Raw genomic sequence first — 16836 nt, 5'->3', positions numbered from 1 at the left:
CGGGCCGGCGTCAGGAAGCGCGCTTGTACGCTCCACGCATGACCGTGACCTATGTGATCGACGGCTCCCGCATCACCGGCCTGGACAGCTTCTGGGACGTGATCGGCGAGGCGGTGAACGGGCCCGGCGGCTATTTCGGCCGCAATCTCGACGCCTTCGCGGACTGCCTCAGCGGCGGTCTCGGCACCCCGCAGGACGAGTCCTTCGTCATCGAGTGGCACGACCACGCCCGCTCCGTCCTCGCGCTGGGCCACGAGGAGACCGCCCGCCGCCTGGCCGGTCTGCTCACCCGGGCGCACCCCACCAACCGTGCCCGGCTCGAACGGGAGCTCGCCGATGCCAGGGCGGGCCGCGGTCCGACGCTCTTCGACCAGCTCGTCGGGATCATCGGCGAACGGACCGGACCCGGGACCCTACGCCTGCTGTGAGGCCGCGCCGGACTCGCTGAGCACGTGGTGCCGGCCGATGGGCAGCATCAGCGGTTTGCCCGAGACCGGGTCCTCGATGATGCGGCTCCGGAGACCGAACACCGTCTCGACCGTCTCCTCCGTCAGCACCTCAGCGGGAGTACCGGCGCCATGGATACTCCCCGCCGCGAGAGCGATGAGGTGATCCGCGTACCTGGCGGCCAGGTTGAGGTCGTGAAGCACCATCACGACGGTCGTCCCCCGGGACCTGTTCAGATCGGTCAGCAGGTCGAGCACCTCGATCTGATGGCTGGCGTCGAGGAACGTGGTGGGCTCGTCGAGCAGCAGCAGATCGGTCTGCTGCGCCAACGCCATGGCGATCCAGACGCGTTGCCGCTGGCCACCGGAGAGCTCGTCCACCGCGCGGTCGGCGAGCTCCGCGGTCTGTGTGGTCTCCAGGGCGGACGCCACCGCGGCGTCGTCCTTCTCGCTCCACCGGGTGAAGACACCCTGGTGGGGGTGGCGCCCCCGGCCCACCAGGTCCAGCACGGTGATGCCTTCGGGCGCGATGGGTGACTGCGGCAACAGCCCCAGGGTGCGGGCGAGTTCCTTGGCGGGGATCCGGTGTACCTGCCTGCCGTCCAGGAGCACCTGCCCCTCGCGGGGCGCGAGCAGCCGCGACATCGAACGCAGCAGGGTCGACTTCCCGCAGGCGTTGGCCCCGACGATCACCGTGACCTTGCCGGGCGGCACCGTCAGGTCGAGGGACTCGACGACCACGCGGTCGCTGTAACCGAGCGTCAGCCGCTCGGCGCCGAGGGTGTGGGACGTGGTCATATCGAGCCTCCAGCCCGATGGGTGCGGACAATCAGATAGACGAGGTACGGCGCACCGAGCACCCCGGTGACGACGCCGACCGGGTAGCGGGTGTCGAAGGCGAACTGGCCCGCGAAGTCGGCGACCAGGACCAGGAGCGCGCCGACCAGGCCGGCCGGCACCAGGAGGGAGCCCCCCGCCCCCACGAGCCGGGCCGCGATCGGCCCGGACAGGAACGCCACGAAGGCGATGGGTCCCGCGGCGGCCGTCGCGAAGGCGATCAGCCCGACGGCGGCGACGATGACCGTGATCCTGGTGCGTTCGACGCGGACCCCGAGGGCCGACGCGGTGTCGTCGCCCAGCCGCAGGGCGGACAGGTTGCGGCCCTGCGACAGCAGTACGGGGGTCAGCACGGCGAGCGCGACGACGGCGGGCACGACCTGGTCCCAGCCCACACCGTTCAGACTGCCCGTCAGCCAGCGCGTGGCCTCCTGGAGGTCCCACTCGGCGGCGCGGGACAGCACGTACGAGGTGACGCTGTCCAGCATCGCGGAGATCCCGATGCCGATCAGGATGAGGCGTGTGCCGACGACCCCGTCGCGGAACGCCAGGGTGTAGACCAGCAGGGCCACGACGAGGGCGGCGACGATCGCGAGGACCGACACCTGGGTCTCGTCGAGCGACAGGGTCACGATCGCGATGGCCGCGGCGGCGCTCGCACCGGAGCTGATCCCGATGACGTCGGGGCTGGCGAGCGGGTTGCGCAGCATCGTCTGGAAGGTGACACCGGCCATGCCGAAGCTGAACCCGGCCACCACCGCGAGTACCGCGCGCGGCAGCCGCAGCCGTCCCACGGTGAACGACGCCCCGGGCACCTGGTCCCCGAGGATCACCCTGAGGACGTCCCCGGGAGGGTAGAAGGTCTTCCCTGCCATCAGCGTCACGGCGAACACGGCGACGACGAGCACCGCGAGGACCAGCGCGATCAGGCGTCGGCGGGAGGCGTTCCTGACGCGCCCGCGGGTGACCTCGCGAAGGACGGAAGGCCGGGTGACGGCGGGGGCGCTCACAGGGCACGCACTTTCTGACGGCGGACGGTGTAGATGAAGAACGGGGCGCCGATCAGGGCCGTCACGATGCCCACGTCGACCTCCGACGGGCGGGCCGCGATCCGTCCGACGACATCGGCCGCGGTGAGCAGTACGGCCCCGGTCACCGCGGAGAACGGCAGCAGCCAGCGGTGGTCGACGCCGACCATCATCCGGCACGCGTGCGGGACGACGAGTCCGACGAAGGCGATGGGCCCGGCGGCCGCCGTCGCCGCGCCGCACAGGACGACGGCGCCGACGGCCGCTGTGGCGCGGGCGACGGCGACGCGTTCGCCGAGTCCTGCGGCGAGTTCGTCGCCCAGAGCGAGCGAGTTCAGCGCCCGCGCGGAGAGCAGACAGATCAGGGCGCCGACGCCGAGGAACGGCAGCACATGGCCGATGCGCTCGAAGGACGCGCCTCCGACCCCGCCGATCTGCCAGAGCCGGAAGGACCCGGAGATGTCGTTGCGGGGCAGGACGACGGCGGTCACCAGCGAGGCGAACGCCGCGGAGGTGGCGGCGCCCGCGAGGGCGAGCTTGAGGGGCGTGGCCCCGCCTCGCCCCAGGGAGCCGACGGTGTAGACGAACACGGCCGAGGCCGCCGCCCCTGCCATCGCGACCCATACGTATCCGGTCGGCGAGGTGAGCCCGAAGAAGGCGACCCCGGTGACCACGGCCAGTGACGCGCCCATGTTGACGCCGAGGATGCCGGGGTCGGCCAGCGGGTTGCGGGTCACCCCCTGCATCACGCCGCCCGAAAGGCCGAGCGAGGCGCCGATCACGACGGCCAGCAGGGTGCGCGGGATCCGCTTGGTGACGGCCGCCTGCTCCAGCGTGCCGTCCGCGCCGCCGAGCGCGCTCCAGACGTCGGACCAGGCGACGGTGCGCGAGCCGACGGCGACCGAGAGCACCGCCACCGCCGCCAGCACCACGAGGGTCAGCAGGAGCCACAGGATCCGGACACGTGCCGGACGCCGCACCAGGGCGGCGTCCGGCGTGTGTCGGGTGTCGACCGTCGTCACTTGACCTTGTCCGCGGCCTTGGCGAGCTCGGCCACGTAGTCCTCCAGCACCCAGGAGATCGACAGCGGCGTGGGGTTCGCGGCGGTGGCCAGCGGGGCGCTGCCCGGCAGGAGGTAGACCGAACCGTTCTTCACGGCGGGGATCTTCGACAGCAGTGGGTCCTTCCGCAGCGTCTTGAGCAGGTCGCCCTTCTCGTCGCCGTAGCCGGTGATGATGTCGACGTCGTCGAACGCGTCGATCTGCTCCGCGCTCTTGGTCAACGCGAACTTGTCCGTGCCCTTGGACGCCTCGGCGATGCTGCCGGGGATCTTCAGACCGAGGTCCTCGAAGAACAGGGTGCGGGTGTCGTGGGCCGTGTAGAAGCCGATCTCACTCACGTCGTTGGGGTCGACATGCGTCATGAACATCGCCGACTTCCCCTTCATCTGCGGGTACTTGGCGACGGTCTTCCTGATGTCACCCTCGACCTCGCCGATCAGCTTCTCGCCCTCGTCTGCGAGGCCGATCGCCTTGCTGTTCATCTCGATGATCTCGCGCCACGGGGTGGCCCACGCCGCCTCCGGGTACGCCACCACGGGAGCGATGTCGCTCAGCGTCTCGTAGTCCTGCTTCGTCAGCCCGGAGTAGGAGGCGAGGATGACGTCGGGTTCGGTGTCCGCCACGGCTTCGAAGTCGATGCCGTCGGTCTCGTCGAACAGGACCGGGGTCTTGGCGTCCAGCTCCTTCAGCTTGTCGGCGACCCAGGGCAGGACACCGTCGTCGTCATCGTCACCGAAGTTCGCGGCGGCCATCCCGACGGGCACGACGCCGAGGGCCAGCGGCACCTCGTGGTTGGCCCAGTTCACCGTGGCCACGCGCTCGGGCTTGGACGGGATCGTGGTCTTGCCCAGCGCGTGCTCGATCGTGACCGGGAACGCCTCGGAGCCGGCCTTGCCGCTCTCGCCCTTCTTGGAATCGGACTCCCCGCCGCAGGCCGTGAGGCCCACCAGCAGGGCAGCCGCGACGGCGACTACGCGAAGGCGGTGTGGACGCATGGATCCGTACTCCAGTTCGGGATGGCCGAGCACTGAAACTTAGGTAAGGCTTAGCTTCCCTTTGACCTTATGGAACGCACAGGGTTGTCGCAATCAGCCGTTTCAGACACCCGTTGTAGCGATCGGGACATCCAGGCGTGGCATCCTCACACTCGGACGATCCGGCGGGGATCGCGGCTGCCCCTGTGCACGAAGGAGCGCGGGGCAGGGTCCTCAATGAGCCCGGAACGCCCCCGGCGTCAGCCCCGTCGTACGCCGGAAAGCAGCGCCGAACGCACTCGCCGAGCGGTAGCCGACCTCCTCGGCGACCACCTCCACCGCCCAGCCACGGGTGAGGAGTCCGACCGCGTGCTGCGCCCTGACCCCGGCGACCCAGCGCGCGAAGCTGGTGCCTGTCTCGGCGTTGAAGGCCCGGGTCACCGTGCGGGTGCTCACGCCCAGCTCGGCCGCCCACCGGGACAGCGTCCGCTGATCGCCGGGGTTCTCGCGCACGGCGTCGGCGATCGGGCGCAGCAGCGGCGACGTCGGGACCTGGACCAGCAGTTCCCGGGACGACGGAGTCAGCACATCGAGCACCATCGCCTCGGTGGCGGCCCGGGAACCCGGATCCAGGCCGGTGCCGCCGAGACGCTCCAGCAGCAGGCGGAGCAGCGGCGTGATCTCCACGGCCACGGGGACGTCGGAGAGCGAGGGGGTGACGGCACGGCCGAAGAAGGTCGCGCGGAACCACGTGCCGGCGACCGCTGAGCCGGAGTGCAGGGTGCCGGCCGGCATCCACAGGCCCAGGGTCGGGGTGATGGTCCAGGCCCGCGCGCCCACCACGGCCATGGAGGCGCCCCGCTCGTTCCACAGGAGTTCGTCCCAGGGGTGGCCGTGCGCGTTCCAGCTGGTGTCACGCGCGACGGTCTCGTCGTAGCCGTGGATGACGAAGGGTGCCCGAACCGCTCCCGGGTCCTGCTCCGGCACGGTGCGGGTCTCCCTGGTCATGGCCTCACAGTACCGAGGGAGCCGCGGGGGCCCGGCCCGGCCCCCGCGGCACCCGGATCAGGGGCGCGGCACGTTACGGATGTTGGAGCGGGCCATCTGGAGCATCTTGCCGACGCCGCCATCCAGGACGATCTTGCTCGCGGAGAGCGCGAAGCCGGTGACCATGTCGGCGCTGATCTTCGGCGGGATGGACAGGGCGTTCGGGTCGGTGACCACATCGACGAGTGCGGGGCCCTTGTGCTTGAAGGCGTCCTTGAGCGCGCCCTCCAGCTGCTTCGGCTTCTCGACCCGTACCCCGTAGGCCCCGGCGGCCCGGGCGATCTCGGCGAAGTCGGGATTCTTGTTGGTCGTACCGAACGAGGGCAGCCCCGCCACCAGCATCTCCAGCTCGACCATGCCGAGCGAGGAGTTGTTGAACAGGACGACCTTCACGGGCAGGTCGTACTGGACGAGCGTGAGGAAGTCGCCCATCAGCATGGTGAATCCGCCGTCGCCCGACATCGACACGACCTGCCGGTTGCGGTCGGTGAACTGCGCTCCGATCGCCTGCGGCAACGCGTTCGCCATGGAGCCGTGGCTGAACGAACCGATGACCCTGCGCTTGCCGTTGGGCGTGAGATAGCGGGCCGCCCACACATTGCACATGCCGGTGTCGACGGTGAACACGGCGTCGTCGTCGGCGAGTTCGTCGAGGACCGAGGCGACGTACTCCGGATGGATCGGGATGTGCTTCTCGACCTTGCGCGTGTACGCCTTGACGACGCCCTCCAGCGCGTCGGCGTGCTTCTTCAGCATCCGGTCGAGGAACTTGCGGTCGGTCTTGGCCTTCACGCGCGGGGTCACGGCGCGCAGCGTCTCGCGGACATCACCCCAGACGGCGAGATCGAGCTTGGACCGCCGGCCCAGGTGCTCGGGGCGCACATCGACCTGGACGATCTTGACGTCGGTCGGGAGGAACGCGTTGTACGGGAAGTCGGTGCCCAGCAGGATCAGCAGATCGCACTCGTTGGTGGCCTCGTAGGCGGCGCCGTAGCCGAGCAGCCCGCTCATGCCCACGTCGTACGGGTTGTCGTACTGGATCCATTCCTTGCCGCGCAGCGCGTGACCCACCGGGGCCTTCACCCGCTCGGCGAACTCCATGACCTCGGTGTGCGCGCCCGCTGTTCCGCTTCCGCAGAACAGCGTCACCCGTTTGGCCGCGTCGATCATGGCGCAGAGCTTCTCGATCTCCTCGTCACCGGGCTTCACGGAGGGCCGCGAGGTGACCAGGGCGTGTTCGATCGACTTCTCAGGGGCCGGCTGGGAGGCGATGTCACCCGGCATCGAGACGACGCTGACACCGCCTCGGCCGATCGCGTGCTGGATGGCCGTCTGGAGGAGCCGCGGCATCTGCTGCGGGTTGGAGATCATCTCGTTGTAGTGGCTGCACTCCTGGAAGAGCAGCTCAGGGTGCGTCGCCTGGAAGTAGCCGAGTCCGATCTCGCTCGACGGGATGTGCGAGGCCAGGGCGAGCACCGGCGTCATGGAGCGGTGGGCGTCGTACAGGCCGTTGATGAGGTGGAGATTGCCCGGGCCGCACGACCCGGCGCAGGCGGCGAGGGTGCCGGTGACCTGGGACTCGGCGCCGGCCGCGAACGCTGCGGTCTCCTCGTGTCTGACCTGCACCCACTCGATGCCGGCGTGACGCCGGACGGCGTCGACCACCGGGTTGAGGCTGTCACCGACGACGCCGTACAGCCGCTTGACCCCCGCCCGTACGAGGATGTCGACGAACTGTTCCGACACGTTCTGCTTGGCCATGGGTGCGCACCCTCTCTGCCTTCGGCTGTCCGTGAGTCCATCAACCCACGGCGCGCCGGGTTACGCCTCCCAGACCGCGGCGGTCGTACGGTCGTCGGCGTACCCCTTGGTCCGCAGCTGGGTGTCGGCCAGATAGGCGGGCAGCCCGGGCGGACCGCCGGTGCCCCAGCGCCGCGCGAGCTCCTCGGCGAGCGCGGGCTCACCGCGCATCGGCTCGGCCATGCCGTTCCCGCAGAGCAGCAGCGTGTCCCCGGGCCTGGCGACGGAGGCGCGGAAGCGGAAGGGCTCCGCCGGTGGTGGCGGCGGGTGCTCTCCGTACGGGGACGCGGGCGTGGTGATCTGCAGATCCATCGTCAGCCGGTCACCGCCGGGGCTCTCCTCGCCCGCCCGGCCGTCGGCCGCGGGGAGCTCCGGGTCGAGGTCCTGCCAGACACCGTCGCGGAGGCGGAAGAACCCGCCGGGTCCGATACCGAAGAAGACCCGGGTGCGGCACTCGGGGTCGGCGGACAGCAGCAGACAGCGCAGGCCGGAGCTGTACGCGGAGGGTTCGAGGCCGAGCTCGGCTGCACGGGCGCGGAGCTTGCCGTGAGTGCGGTCGGTGAGGCGGTGCAGCCCTGCCTTGAGGTCGCCGCGGTGGCCCGCCCTTATGTCGTCGGAGAGCCGGGCATGACTGCGGGCGACGGATCCGCCGATCCAGCGACAGGCGTCGGCGGCGGCGAGGTGGCCCGCCTCCGCGCCCCGGGCGCCGCCGGCCACCGCGACCAGGACCAGGGCGCCGGCACCGTCGCCGAAGCGCGCGGTGAGCAGGGCGTCTCGCCGGGGCTCGCCCCGGAAGCGCGCCGAGTCCCCGCGCACGGACGCGGCCCGCAGGGTGTACGTCCCGTACCTGGCGCCGTCGAGGACCGTGTCGGGGACCACGTCCGCGAGGTCGCCGGGGCCGGAGGCGGGCAGCGCGGCGGGCTCGGCGTCGTAGACGGGGGGCCGGTCCCCTACGTGGCCGACGACGGGGCGCACCGGTGGCTCCGGGGACGCCGGCGGCGCGGCGGCAGGCGGCGCGGCCTGCGCCCGTACGGCGAAGGTCCGGACCCGAGGGGGCCCGGCGGGGGCCTCCCAGGGCGCGCGGCCGACCTCGATGGCGCCGGGGGGTGGCTGCGGCGCGGGCGGCTCCGGCGCGGGCCGGACGGGCGTCGGCCTCCTGGAGACGGGCGGCTCAGGTGGGCGGTCCGCTTCCGGCAGGCGCGGATCCGGCAGCGGCACCACAGTGACCGGGTGGTCGTTCACCTGCGCGGCCCGGACCTCCCGGGCCTCCGGCGCGGCCCGCGCCTCCCCGCCCTCCTGGGTCTCCTCGGCCTCCTGGGTCTTCCCGGCCTCCTGGGCCGCTTCCGCTCCGCCCACGGCGTCCGCCGCCGAGTCGAAGCGGTCGTCGAGACTGTCGGCCGCGCTGCTCGGCCCGGTGTCCGGCGCGGCCTCGTCGTACAGCGCGCGCCACCAGTCGTCCTCGTGGGCGGCGGGCTTCTCCCCCTGCTGACTCATGCTCATATTGTCGACCGCGCGGGGCGCACGAAAACGGCTCATCCGGAAAACTGGCCCGGATGTGGCATCCACATCCGCCCTGGCCCGGCCGGGGAGACCCGCCGGACGTCCCCACCCCCCACGGGAAGGTCGTCCGGCGGGCCGGTCCGTGTGCTCAGCCCACCGCCCGTGGGGCGGTTGTTGCTGCGGTGGCGCCAGGTTGCCAGAGAGACGGGTGCTACGGGGCATGATGGGCCCGGCGGGTTTACGCCGTGGCTGTTTTCCGCCACGGCACACCCCGCCCGACGTGCGCAGGAATGGGCGGGCACCGATCCGGGGAGGGCCGAGGATGCTGTCAGCGATAGGTCTCGACGAGAGACAGGAGGCGGCCTACCGGGCGCTGGTCGCGGCCGGCGCCGCGGAACTCTCCGACCTCGCACACCGGCTGGCCCTGCCGGAGGCCGACACCGAGCGCGCGTTGCGCCGGCTGGAACAGCGGGGGCTCGTGGCCCAGTCCTCGTCACGGGCGGACCGCTGGGTCGCCGCGCCGCCCGGGGTCGCACTGGGCGCGCTGCTGACCCAGCAGCGTCATGAGCTCGAACAGGCGGAGCTGGCGTCCGCGCTGCTCACCGAGGAGTACCGGGCGGAGGCCGCTGAACCCGCGGTGCACGACCTGGTGGAGGTGGTGACGGGCGCGAGCGCGGTGGCCCACCGCTTCCATCAGCTGCAGCTGGGCGCCACCTCCGAGGTCTGCGCACTGGTCACGGGGAAGCCGATCGCGGTCACCGGGATGGAGAACGAGTCCGAGGAGCGGGCGGCGATGCGGGGGGTGTCCTACCGCGTGGTCGTCGAGCGCGATGTGCTCTCGCTGCCGTCCGGGATCGTGGAGCTGTCGGCGGCGCTGGGCCGCGACGAGCAGTGCCGGGTGGTCGACCGGGTCCCGACGAAGCTGGTGGTCTCCGACGCCACGCTGGCCATGGTGCCGCTGACCGGCCGGGGGGCGGAGCCGGCGGCGCTGGTGATCCATGCCAGCGGGCTGCTGGAGTCCCTGATGGGCCTCTTCGAGGCGGTGTGGCGCGACGCGATGCCGTTGCGGCTCGGCGGGAGCGGGATCGGCGAGGAGAACGGTCCGGGCGCGGATCCGACCGATCTGGAGATCCTCTCGCTGCTGCTGGCCGGTCTGACGGACGCGAGCGTGGCGAAGCAGCTGGACCTGGGGCTGCGGACGGTGCAGCGGCGGGTGAAGGGGCTCATGGAGCTCACAGGGGTCACCACCCGGCTGCAGCTCGGCTGGCATGCGTACGAGCGTGGCTGGGTGGCCCGCGCCCCACGCTGACGGGCGGGACCGGGCGTACTCCGGCACCCTGGTCGAATGAGTGTGTGGCAGCTCGTTGCCGTCGGAACGGTGATGCTGCTCGGCCTGGTGGGCGTGCTGGTGCCGGGTGTGCCGGGGCAGGCGATCGTCTGGGCCGCGGTCCTGTGGTGGGCACTGACGGACCCGACTCCGCTCGCCTGGAGCGTGCTGATCGGCGCGACGTGCCTCCTCCTGCTGAACCAGGCGCTGAAGGCGCTGCTGCCCTCGCGCCGCCCACGCGAGTCGGGGGCGCCGCGCAAGACGCTGATGACCGGCGGGATCGCGGCCATCACCGGCTTCTTCGTGGTCCCCGTGGTGGGCGGGGTCCTGGGATACGTGGGCGCGGTCTACGGCGCGGAGCGCCTGCGCCTGGGCAGCCGGGCGGCGGGCTGGGCGTCGCTCGGGTCCGTGATGCGGGCGACGGGGTACTCGGTGCTCCTGGAGCTCTACTGCTGCCTGCTGGTGGTCGGAGCATGGCTGGGCGCCGTCTTCTGGGGCTGAGGACCGCCGGACACGGAGTCGCCGGACACGGGACCGCCGGGGGCGAGGCAGGCGGCCCCTCCCCCGGCGTCACATGGGCCGGAGCCTAACGCGTCCTGCCGCGCTTCAGCTCCATGGCGGCCCGGCCCTCCGCGCCCCTGCGCTTCCATTCGCGCAGGGTCTCGGTGCGCAGCCGGGCGTCCGTCTTCGCCGCGATCCGGTGGTTCTCCCGGAGCAGTTTGCGGTAGCTGACGAGACGGCGTTCGGGCAGCGAGCCGTCCTCGACCGCGCCGAGCACGGCGCAGCCGGGCTCGGCCGCGTGCGCGCAGTCATGGAAGCGGCACTGCCCGGCCAGGTCCTCGATCTCCGAGAAGACCTGGCCGACGCCGGTCTCCGCGTCCCAGAGACCGACCCCCCGCAGCCCGGGGGTGTCGATCAGGACTCCGCCACCGGGCAGCACGAGGAGGTTGCGCGTGGTGGTGGTGTGCCGGCCCTTGCCGTCCACCTCCCGCGCTTCCTGCACATGCATCGCGTCCTCGCCGAGCAGCGTGTTGGCGAGGGTCGACTTGCCGGCGCCGGAGATCCCGAGCAGCACGCTCGTACCACCGCCGGCGATCGCGCCGAACACGTCGACGCCCTCGCCCGTGGTGGAGCTGACGGGGAGCACCTGGACCCCGGGGGCGAGGCGCTCGATGTCCTCCACGAGGTGGGACACCGTGGTGGCGTCGGGGACGAGATCCGCCTTGGTGAGCAGCACGAGCGGGAGCGCCTCGTACGCCTGGTGCTCCGCGGACCTGGACCCGTCACCGAGCAGTGCGGCGCCTTCGGTGCTGGACATGGCCAGCGCCAGGAACCGCTCCAGCCGTCCCAGGTCCAGCTCGACGGCGAGCGAGACACAGATGACGATGTGATCGATGTTGGTGGCGAGCACCTGCCCCTCGGAACGCTGCGACGACGTCGAGCGTACGAACGCGGTGCGGCGGGGCAGGAGCGTACGGACGAACTGCGGGTCGCCGTCGGCGTCGACGGCCACCCAGTCCCCGGTGCAGACGATCCGCATCGGGTCGCGGGGCACCACGAAGGCGGTGTCCGCCCTGAGGGTGCCGTGCTCGGTGACCACGTCGCACAGACCGCGGTCCACCCGCACCACGCGCCCCGGCAGGAGTCCCTGCTCGGCGTACGGGGCGAAGGTGTCGGCCCATCCGTCGTCCCAGCCGTAGGCGGCCAGCGGATGCGGCGGGGTGGTGGCCTGCGAAGTGGAGGTCTGGGAAAGAGAGGAAGACAAGGGAAACCCTTCACAAGGGCGGCCCCGGCGCCGCGCGCTCAGGCGCGGAGAGAAGAGGTCAAGGTCAGCCGGCGGCCACGGGGGTGGGAACGATGCACTTCGGGTCGTGGGCAGTGCCCACCGCAACGACAGTCATCAATGTCCTCACCTCCTGCTTCCTCGAACTGCGTACACCGTAGCCCGGGGCCCGCCCGGCCCGTCAACGGGTTTTCCGGGAAGCGGGAGCACACACAGTGGATTGTGCCGAGTTGGCAGAGATATTCCCCGATCAGGTGATACGCGTGCACAAGGACCGGTCTCGGGCCGTTAAGGTGCCGGACATGACCTCACCCAAATCCGCCACCGCCCCTTTCTCCCCTGCCCAGTTGGGCACCCAGATCCTGATCGGCTGGAGCGGGTCGAATCCCGGAACAGGGCGTGAGACCGCTTTCCTGCTCACCTATTCGCTCGGCGACGCCCCGGGCGGGCAGGAGGCCGGCGAGAGGGCCATGCGCACCGCGCTGGAGCGCAGTGGTCTGCGGGTGGGAGGCGAGACGCTGGACGCCTCGGAGCTGCCGAACCTTCCGGTCAAGCTGATCGTCCAGGCCGGCCAGGCCGTCCTGACGCTTCCTCACTTCACGGCGCAGTACACCGTGCCGCCCGAGTGGCTCGCGGTGGCGCGGTCGGAGGGCAGGGTGCACGGGATGTTCGCCACGCGTCCGTGGCCGGTGGCCGTCCCCGGACAGCCGGTCAGCGAGGAGCTGCTGCGCTCCTTCGTGGGCGACCCCGAGGTCATCAGCTCCTCCGCCCACTGCCTCATGCCAGTACGCAGCCTGGGCTGACCCGCTCCCCACGCCGAGCGACGCAGGCAGCGATGCCCACCACCCCCCGTGGAGTGGTGGGCATCGCCGTATGCGCGCGCCGGACAGCCGGATGCGGACGGCCCCCGGGCGATACGCCCCGGGCCGCCCGCATCCGGTGGTGTCAGTTGTTGCCGACGCCGTTGCCCGAGAGGACGGGGATGTCCGACAGGATGTGCGACAGCGGCTCATCACCCTTGGCCTGGGTGGAGTTGTCCGTGCACTGCTGGTTCTGCGGGTTGGACAGGACGTTGACGTCCTGGACGGCGACCGGGATCAGGCCGACGAGCGAGCCCACGTTGGCCTTGGCCGGCAGGCCGACGCAGAGCTTGTTCAGCGAGCCCTGCACGAGGCTGAGCTGCGGGCTCTGGTCGCCCTTGGTCGCGCTGTTGCCGAACGCCGACTCGGAGCCGTTGCCGTTGACCGTGGTGGTGCCGTGGTCGTCACCGATCGCCATGGCCGAGGGGGCCGCGGCGGCGGAGAGACCGATCAGGGACACAGCCACAGCGGCGCCGGCCATCATCTTCTTCATTACGCTTCACCTTTCGGAGCGTCCCGTTGTGGAACGTACTGTTAACCAAAACCGGAGGGTTTGGTTCCGCTACACCACTCGAACGAGTTGTAGCGCGTTACTTGTCGACCCGGCCGCTACCTACGGCCTTCCTCCGCGCGGGCTGCGGGGACGAACGCGCCCTTCCGGCCCTGCGCGGAACCGCGGGCCCCGGGCGGGCCCGATGCCTTCGCCGGGCCCTGCCCGGCCTCGCGCCGTGCCGAGTCCCGCCATTCGGCGAGCAGCCGGTCGTAGATGGGCGTGGAGCTCTCCGGCAACCGGTCGCGACCGGACGCGTGATGACTGTCGTACGGGTCCATGAGGCGCACCTACCCGTCCACGCACTCGGCGTGGACCGTCGGTGCGGCAACCGGCCCAATTCCCGCACTATCGGGCTACCCGACGGACATACGGGTGGGGCCGGCCCGCCCTCGCGATCGGCCAACGACCGGTCACGGCAAGGGTGGAACGGCCCCACGCGTCTCTTCATCGACCACGGCGAGGCGGGAACGGTGCACCCTGGGCCGGGATGGGCGCAGGGGAGCCGAAGTCGCGGGGTGTCAGCTGTTGCCCGCGCCGTTGCCCGAGAGGATCGGGAGGTCGTCCAGGATGTGCGAGAGCGCCTCGTCACCCTTGGCCTGGGTGGAGTTCTCGGTGCACTGCTGGTTCTGCGGGGAGGACAGGACGTTGATGTCCTGGACCGAGACCGGGACGAGCCCGAGCAGCGAGCCGACGTTGGCCTTCGCCGGGAGCGCGATGCAGGGCTTGTTGAACGAGCCCTGGATCAGGCCGATCTGCGGACTCATGTCGCCGTGCGTGCTGCTGTTGCCGTAGTACTGGTCGGCGCCGTTGCCGTTGACCGACGTGGTGCCGTTGTCGTTGCCGATCGCCATGGCCGAGGGGGCCGCGGCGGCGGAAACACCGGCGACGGAGGCGGCGACTGCCGCCGACGCCAGAATCTTCTTCATCATGAACGTGCCCTTCTGGTATTTCTGTTGCCCGCCTGTCCGGAGCACTCTGTTCAACTCCCCGGACGGCATTCGGTTGCGCCATTTCACCCGAACGATTTCCCCGGCAGGACCGCCGCGGAATTCGCGGGGCGCAGTGCGGTGGAACAGCGCCGCGAAAGGACGGGCAGAGGCCGTGCGGAGGATCAGCCGCCCACCGGCAGCCCGCCGATGAGCGGGCCCGCCGCCTTGGCCACCTCGCCCACCGCGTCCGCCGACCGGCCGACCGTGCCGTCCTCGTGCAAAGCTTCGGAGGTCTGCCCGACGGCCCCGACCACGGGGTTCACCACCTGGTCGGGGATCTGCGGCGCGGTGGACGTCAGCTCGTTCACGCCGGTGGTGAGGCTGATCCTGGGGGCCGTGGGGGTGGCGGTCGCGGCGAAGGCGGGGGTGGCCGCCCCGAGAGCGGCCACGGAACCCGCGACAACGGCGACGGTCTTCGCGTACTTCATTTCCGGCATCCCTTCTACGGGCGGCGTACGCCGCCTTTGACCGGGACAACGATCAAGCCGCACAAGGGGAAACTGCACACACGGTAATTTCACCGTGGACAGCGAGAAGGCCCCGGAGCGACTTACGCGCACCGGGGCCTTCTCATGACGAGCCGTCGGCTCGGAACGACCGGGAGATCAGCCGTTGATGCAGGTGTTTCCGAACGCCGGGTTGAGCAGCCCGATCACGTTGACGGTGTTACCGCAGACGTTGACCGGGATGTGGACCGGAATCTGCACGACGTTGCCGGACAGGACGCCCGGGGAACCGACGGCAGCGGCCTCGGCGCCGGAGTCGGCCATGGCCGGAGCAGCGGCGCCGAGCGCCATGAGGGTTCCGGCGGCGACGGCGGCAACCTTGGTGAACTTCACTTTCGTCCCTTTCTGCAGCGGAGTCCTGAGCGGACACGTCTTTCGTGCCGCACGAGCGATTACGTGAATGCACTCGTGACTCCGGAGCTGTCATACGTAACGATTGACGGGCGGCACCGAAACGTTATGCGCGCTGTTTCTCGGAAAACCGCCCGTATGCCGCAGGCCCGGGCCGCACGATGGAGGAGTGTCGGCGGCCCGGACCGGTCGTTGTGGCCCGGTCAGCTGTTGCCGGCGCCGTTGCCCGAGAGGACGGGGATGTCCGACAGGATGTGCGACAGCGGCTCGTCACCCTTGGCCTGGGTGGAGTTGTCCGCGCACTGCTGGTTCTGCGGGTTGGACAGGACGTTGACGTCCTGGACGGCGACCGGGATCAGGCCGACGAGCGAGCCCACGTTGGCCTTGACCGGCAGGGCGACACACGGCTTGTTCAGCGAGCCCTGCACGAGGCTGAGCTGCGGGCTCTGGTCGCCCGCGGTGGCGCTGTTGCCGAACGCGGACTCGGAGCCGTTGCCGTTGACCGTGGTGGTGCCGGTGTCGTCACCGATCGCCATGGCGCTGGTCGCCGAGAGACCGAGGATGGAGGCGGCGACGGCGCCCGTAGCCAGAACCTTCTTGATCACGATGAACCCTTCTCGTACCGAGTGCCCCGCAGCGGAGCACCCTGATCAACTCGTCGCCGGACGTTTGGTTCCCCTCGTTCGCCCCCGTTCACCCGAATGCCGGAACTCCCCCTCGGGCGAACACGCGTACGTGACCCTTTCGGGTGGTTACACAATTTCCACCGATCTCCAAGTTTCCCCCGCAACCTTCGCGTCGTTATGGATTCGTCCGCGTCGATGGAATGACCGCCACCAGGGTCACCGCCCACGCGAATTTCCCGGAGAAGGGCATGTAATGCGACAGGTTCTGAATAAAAGCATGATCGTCATGGCGGCGGCGTCGGGCATCCTGACCGCCGCCGGCGGTTACGCGCACGCCGACGCCTCGGCCGACGGGGTCGCCGCGAACTCCCCCGGCGTCGGATCGGGCAACGCCGTGCAGGTGCCGGTGCACGTTCCGGTCAACGTCTGCGGCAACACGGTCAATGTGATCGCCCTGCTCAACCCGGCCTTCGGCAACACCTGCGCGAACGTCAGCTCGGCCGACCACCATGACGACAACGCGTACGGCGACGAGCACGGCGGTGCGTACGGCGACGAGAAGGGCGGCGCGTACGGCGACGAGAAGGGCGGCGGGCACGGTGGCCACAGCGGCTCCGGCGCGAGCGCCGACGGCAAGGCCGTCGGTTCGCCCGGCGTCCTGTCCGGCAACCTGGTCCAGGCACCGGTGGACGTCCCGGTGAACGCCTGCGGCAACAGCGTCAACGTGGTCGGCCTGCTCAACCCCGCGAGCGGCAACACCTGTGTCAACGACAGTGCTTACGAGCACCCGCCGGTCGAGCCGCCGGTGGAGGAGCCTCCGGCCGAGGTTCCCCCGACCGAGGAACCGCCCGCCGAGGTCCCCCCGGCCGAGCAGCCGCCGGCCGAGACCCCTGCTCCGAACACGCCCGGCACCCAGCTGGCCCAGACCGGTGCGGGTGACATCGGTATGGCCGCCGGCGCGAGCGCCGCGCTGCTGCTGGGCGGTGCGGTGCTCATGCGCCGTACCCGCGCCTCGCGCAGGTAGTCCGGCAACGCGGAGGGGCCGCCCGGCCGGCGCGGGGGGGGCGGGGGGGCCCCCCCGGCCGGGGGGGGCCCGGGGTGGGGGGCGGGGCAGGGCCCCCCCCGGGACGGGGGGAGCGGGCACCGCC

General features: G+C 71.0%; 19 protein-coding genes. 5 read left to right on the top strand and 14 right to left on the bottom strand.

Annotation, left to right across the window (positions count from 1 at the left end; all coding sequences use genetic code 11):
- The first annotated feature begins 38 nt into the window (after positions 1–38).
- A complete protein-coding gene (locus AB0C75_RS34270; protein WP_362896163.1) occupies positions 39–428 on the top strand; it encodes a barstar family protein in 390 nt (129 codons plus the stop codon).
- Here the strand turns inward: AB0C75_RS34270 and AB0C75_RS34265 are convergent.
- The 7 genes from AB0C75_RS34265 to AB0C75_RS34235 form a co-directional block, all read right to left on the bottom strand.
- Positions 414–1244 carry an ABC transporter ATP-binding protein gene (locus AB0C75_RS34265; protein WP_362896161.1) on the bottom strand — a complete coding sequence of 277 codons (831 nt, stop codon included), beginning with the start codon at positions 1242–1244 and terminating at the stop codon, positions 414–416. The genes AB0C75_RS34270 and AB0C75_RS34265 overlap by 15 nt on opposite strands.
- Positions 1241–2293 (bottom strand): iron chelate uptake ABC transporter family permease subunit, encoded by a 1053-nt coding sequence (locus AB0C75_RS34260; RefSeq protein WP_362896159.1) that lies wholly within the window; start codon positions 2291–2293, stop codon positions 1241–1243. The genes AB0C75_RS34265 and AB0C75_RS34260 overlap by 4 nt, the downstream gene beginning before the upstream one ends.
- Positions 2290–3333: an iron ABC transporter permease gene (locus AB0C75_RS34255; protein ID WP_362896157.1), complete on the bottom strand. Its 1044-nt coding sequence runs from the start codon at positions 3331–3333 to the stop codon at positions 2290–2292. The genes AB0C75_RS34260 and AB0C75_RS34255 overlap by 4 nt, the downstream gene beginning before the upstream one ends.
- Positions 3330–4367, bottom strand: a complete 1038-nt coding sequence (locus tag AB0C75_RS34250; RefSeq protein WP_362896156.1) for an iron-siderophore ABC transporter substrate-binding protein — start codon at positions 4365–4367, stop codon at positions 3330–3332. Before AB0C75_RS34250 ends, AB0C75_RS34255 begins: the two co-directional genes overlap by 4 nt.
- A gap of 213 nt (positions 4368–4580) precedes the next feature.
- The gene (locus AB0C75_RS34245) at positions 4581–5354 is read right to left on the bottom strand and encodes an AraC family transcriptional regulator (RefSeq protein ID WP_362896155.1); all 774 of its coding nucleotides are present in this window, start codon (positions 5352–5354) and stop codon (positions 4581–4583) included.
- Between the two features lie 57 nt (positions 5355–5411).
- Positions 5412–7154: a pyruvate dehydrogenase gene (locus AB0C75_RS34240; protein ID WP_362896153.1), complete on the bottom strand. Its 1743-nt coding sequence runs from the start codon at positions 7152–7154 to the stop codon at positions 5412–5414.
- A gap of 60 nt (positions 7155–7214) precedes the next feature.
- Entirely contained in the window at positions 7215–8687 is a 1473-nt protein-coding gene (locus AB0C75_RS34235; protein WP_362896151.1) for a protein phosphatase 2C domain-containing protein, read from the bottom strand.
- A gap of 328 nt (positions 8688–9015) precedes the next feature.
- Here AB0C75_RS34235 and AB0C75_RS34230 point away from each other — a divergent pair, with 328 nt between their 5' ends.
- Together AB0C75_RS34230 and AB0C75_RS34225 are read left to right on the top strand one after the other, a co-directional pair.
- Positions 9016–10002 carry a helix-turn-helix domain-containing protein gene (locus AB0C75_RS34230; protein WP_362896149.1) on the top strand — a complete coding sequence of 329 codons (987 nt, stop codon included), beginning with the start codon at positions 9016–9018 and terminating at the stop codon, positions 10000–10002.
- A gap of 36 nt (positions 10003–10038) precedes the next feature.
- The gene (locus tag AB0C75_RS34225; protein ID WP_362896147.1) at positions 10039–10521 is read left to right on the top strand and encodes a DUF456 domain-containing protein; all 483 of its coding nucleotides are present in this window, start codon (positions 10039–10041) and stop codon (positions 10519–10521) included.
- An 85-nt stretch (positions 10522–10606) separates the two neighbouring features.
- Here the strand turns inward: AB0C75_RS34225 and rsgA are convergent, their stop codons facing one another.
- Entirely contained in the window at positions 10607–11785 is a 1179-nt protein-coding gene (rsgA, locus tag AB0C75_RS34220) for a ribosome small subunit-dependent GTPase A (RefSeq protein WP_362896145.1), read from the bottom strand.
- 320 nt (positions 11786–12105) lie between these two features.
- Between rsgA and AB0C75_RS34215 the strand changes: the two genes are divergently transcribed.
- Entirely contained in the window at positions 12106–12606 is a 501-nt protein-coding gene (locus tag AB0C75_RS34215; RefSeq protein ID WP_362896144.1) for a DUF5949 family protein, read from the top strand.
- Between the two features lie 142 nt (positions 12607–12748).
- Here the strand turns inward: AB0C75_RS34215 and AB0C75_RS34210 are convergent, their stop codons facing one another.
- The 6 genes from AB0C75_RS34210 to AB0C75_RS34185 all read right to left on the bottom strand — a co-directional run bounded on the left by AB0C75_RS34210 (position 12749) and on the right by AB0C75_RS34185 (position 15667).
- The gene (locus tag AB0C75_RS34210) at positions 12749–13156 is read right to left on the bottom strand and encodes a rodlin (RefSeq protein ID WP_362896143.1); all 408 of its coding nucleotides are present in this window, start codon (positions 13154–13156) and stop codon (positions 12749–12751) included.
- Between the two features lie 116 nt (positions 13157–13272).
- Entirely contained in the window at positions 13273–13494 is a 222-nt protein-coding gene (locus AB0C75_RS34205; RefSeq protein ID WP_362896142.1) for a hypothetical protein, read from the bottom strand.
- 240 nt (positions 13495–13734) lie between these two features.
- The gene (locus tag AB0C75_RS34200; RefSeq protein ID WP_362896141.1) at positions 13735–14145 is read right to left on the bottom strand and encodes a rodlin; all 411 of its coding nucleotides are present in this window, start codon (positions 14143–14145) and stop codon (positions 13735–13737) included.
- 182 nt (positions 14146–14327) lie between these two features.
- Complete coding sequence (locus tag AB0C75_RS34195; protein ID WP_362896139.1) at positions 14328–14633, bottom strand: hypothetical protein; 306 nt, start codon at positions 14631–14633, stop codon at positions 14328–14330.
- Between the two features lie 177 nt (positions 14634–14810).
- Positions 14811–15002 carry a chaplin gene (locus tag AB0C75_RS34190; RefSeq protein WP_362896204.1) on the bottom strand — a complete coding sequence of 64 codons (192 nt, stop codon included), beginning with the start codon at positions 15000–15002 and terminating at the stop codon, positions 14811–14813.
- A 263-nt stretch (positions 15003–15265) separates the two neighbouring features.
- A complete protein-coding gene (locus AB0C75_RS34185; protein ID WP_362896138.1) occupies positions 15266–15667 on the bottom strand; it encodes a rodlin in 402 nt (133 codons plus the stop codon).
- Positions 15668–15941: 274 nt separating this feature from the next.
- On the opposite strand from AB0C75_RS34185, the gene AB0C75_RS34180 reads away from it, so the two are divergent.
- Positions 15942–16712 carry a chaplin gene (locus tag AB0C75_RS34180; protein WP_362896136.1) on the top strand — a complete coding sequence of 257 codons (771 nt, stop codon included), beginning with the start codon at positions 15942–15944 and terminating at the stop codon, positions 16710–16712.
- Positions 16713–16836: the final 124 nt, after the last annotated feature.

The organism is Streptomyces sp. NPDC048565, assembly GCF_040650935.1.
GTDB lineage: Bacteria > Actinomycetota > Actinomycetes > Streptomycetales > Streptomycetaceae > Streptomyces.
Note: the sequence above shows the minus strand (reverse complement) of the source record. Positions and strands in the feature narration are given on the sequence as shown.

What these genes read in the sequence shown, in the direction of transcription:
- AB0C75_RS34270 (WP_362896163.1), top strand. Translation starts at nt 39, where the DNA reads ATGACCGTGACCTATGTGATCGACGGCTCCCGCATCACCGGCCTGGAC.
- AB0C75_RS34265 (WP_362896161.1), bottom strand. Translation starts at nt 1,244, where the DNA reads ATGACCACGTCCCACACCCTCGGCGCCGAGCGGCTGACGCTCGGTTAC.
- AB0C75_RS34250 (WP_362896156.1), bottom strand. Translation starts at nt 4,367, where the DNA reads ATGCGTCCACACCGCCTTCGCGTAGTCGCCGTCGCGGCTGCCCTGCTG.
- AB0C75_RS34245 (WP_362896155.1), bottom strand. Translation starts at nt 5,354, where the DNA reads ATGACCAGGGAGACCCGCACCGTGCCGGAGCAGGACCCGGGAGCGGTT.
- AB0C75_RS34240 (WP_362896153.1), bottom strand. Translation starts at nt 7,154, where the DNA reads ATGGCCAAGCAGAACGTGTCGGAACAGTTCGTCGACATCCTCGTACGG.
- AB0C75_RS34235 (WP_362896151.1), bottom strand. Translation starts at nt 8,687, where the DNA reads ATGAGTCAGCAGGGGGAGAAGCCCGCCGCCCACGAGGACGACTGGTGG.
- AB0C75_RS34230 (WP_362896149.1), top strand. Translation starts at nt 9,016, where the DNA reads ATGCTGTCAGCGATAGGTCTCGACGAGAGACAGGAGGCGGCCTACCGG.
- AB0C75_RS34225 (WP_362896147.1), top strand. Translation starts at nt 10,039, where the DNA reads ATGAGTGTGTGGCAGCTCGTTGCCGTCGGAACGGTGATGCTGCTCGGC.
- AB0C75_RS34215 (WP_362896144.1), top strand. Translation starts at nt 12,106, where the DNA reads ATGACCTCACCCAAATCCGCCACCGCCCCTTTCTCCCCTGCCCAGTTG.
- AB0C75_RS34210 (WP_362896143.1), bottom strand. Translation starts at nt 13,156, where the DNA reads ATGAAGAAGATGATGGCCGGCGCCGCTGTGGCTGTGTCCCTGATCGGT.
- AB0C75_RS34205 (WP_362896142.1), bottom strand. Translation starts at nt 13,494, where the DNA reads ATGGACCCGTACGACAGTCATCACGCGTCCGGTCGCGACCGGTTGCCG.
- AB0C75_RS34200 (WP_362896141.1), bottom strand. Translation starts at nt 14,145, where the DNA reads ATGATGAAGAAGATTCTGGCGTCGGCGGCAGTCGCCGCCTCCGTCGCC.
- AB0C75_RS34195 (WP_362896139.1), bottom strand. Translation starts at nt 14,633, where the DNA reads ATGAAGTACGCGAAGACCGTCGCCGTTGTCGCGGGTTCCGTGGCCGCT.
- AB0C75_RS34190 (WP_362896204.1), bottom strand. Translation starts at nt 15,002, where the DNA reads ATGGCGCTCGGCGCCGCTGCTCCGGCCATGGCCGACTCCGGCGCCGAG.
- AB0C75_RS34180 (WP_362896136.1), top strand. Translation starts at nt 15,942, where the DNA reads ATGCGACAGGTTCTGAATAAAAGCATGATCGTCATGGCGGCGGCGTCG.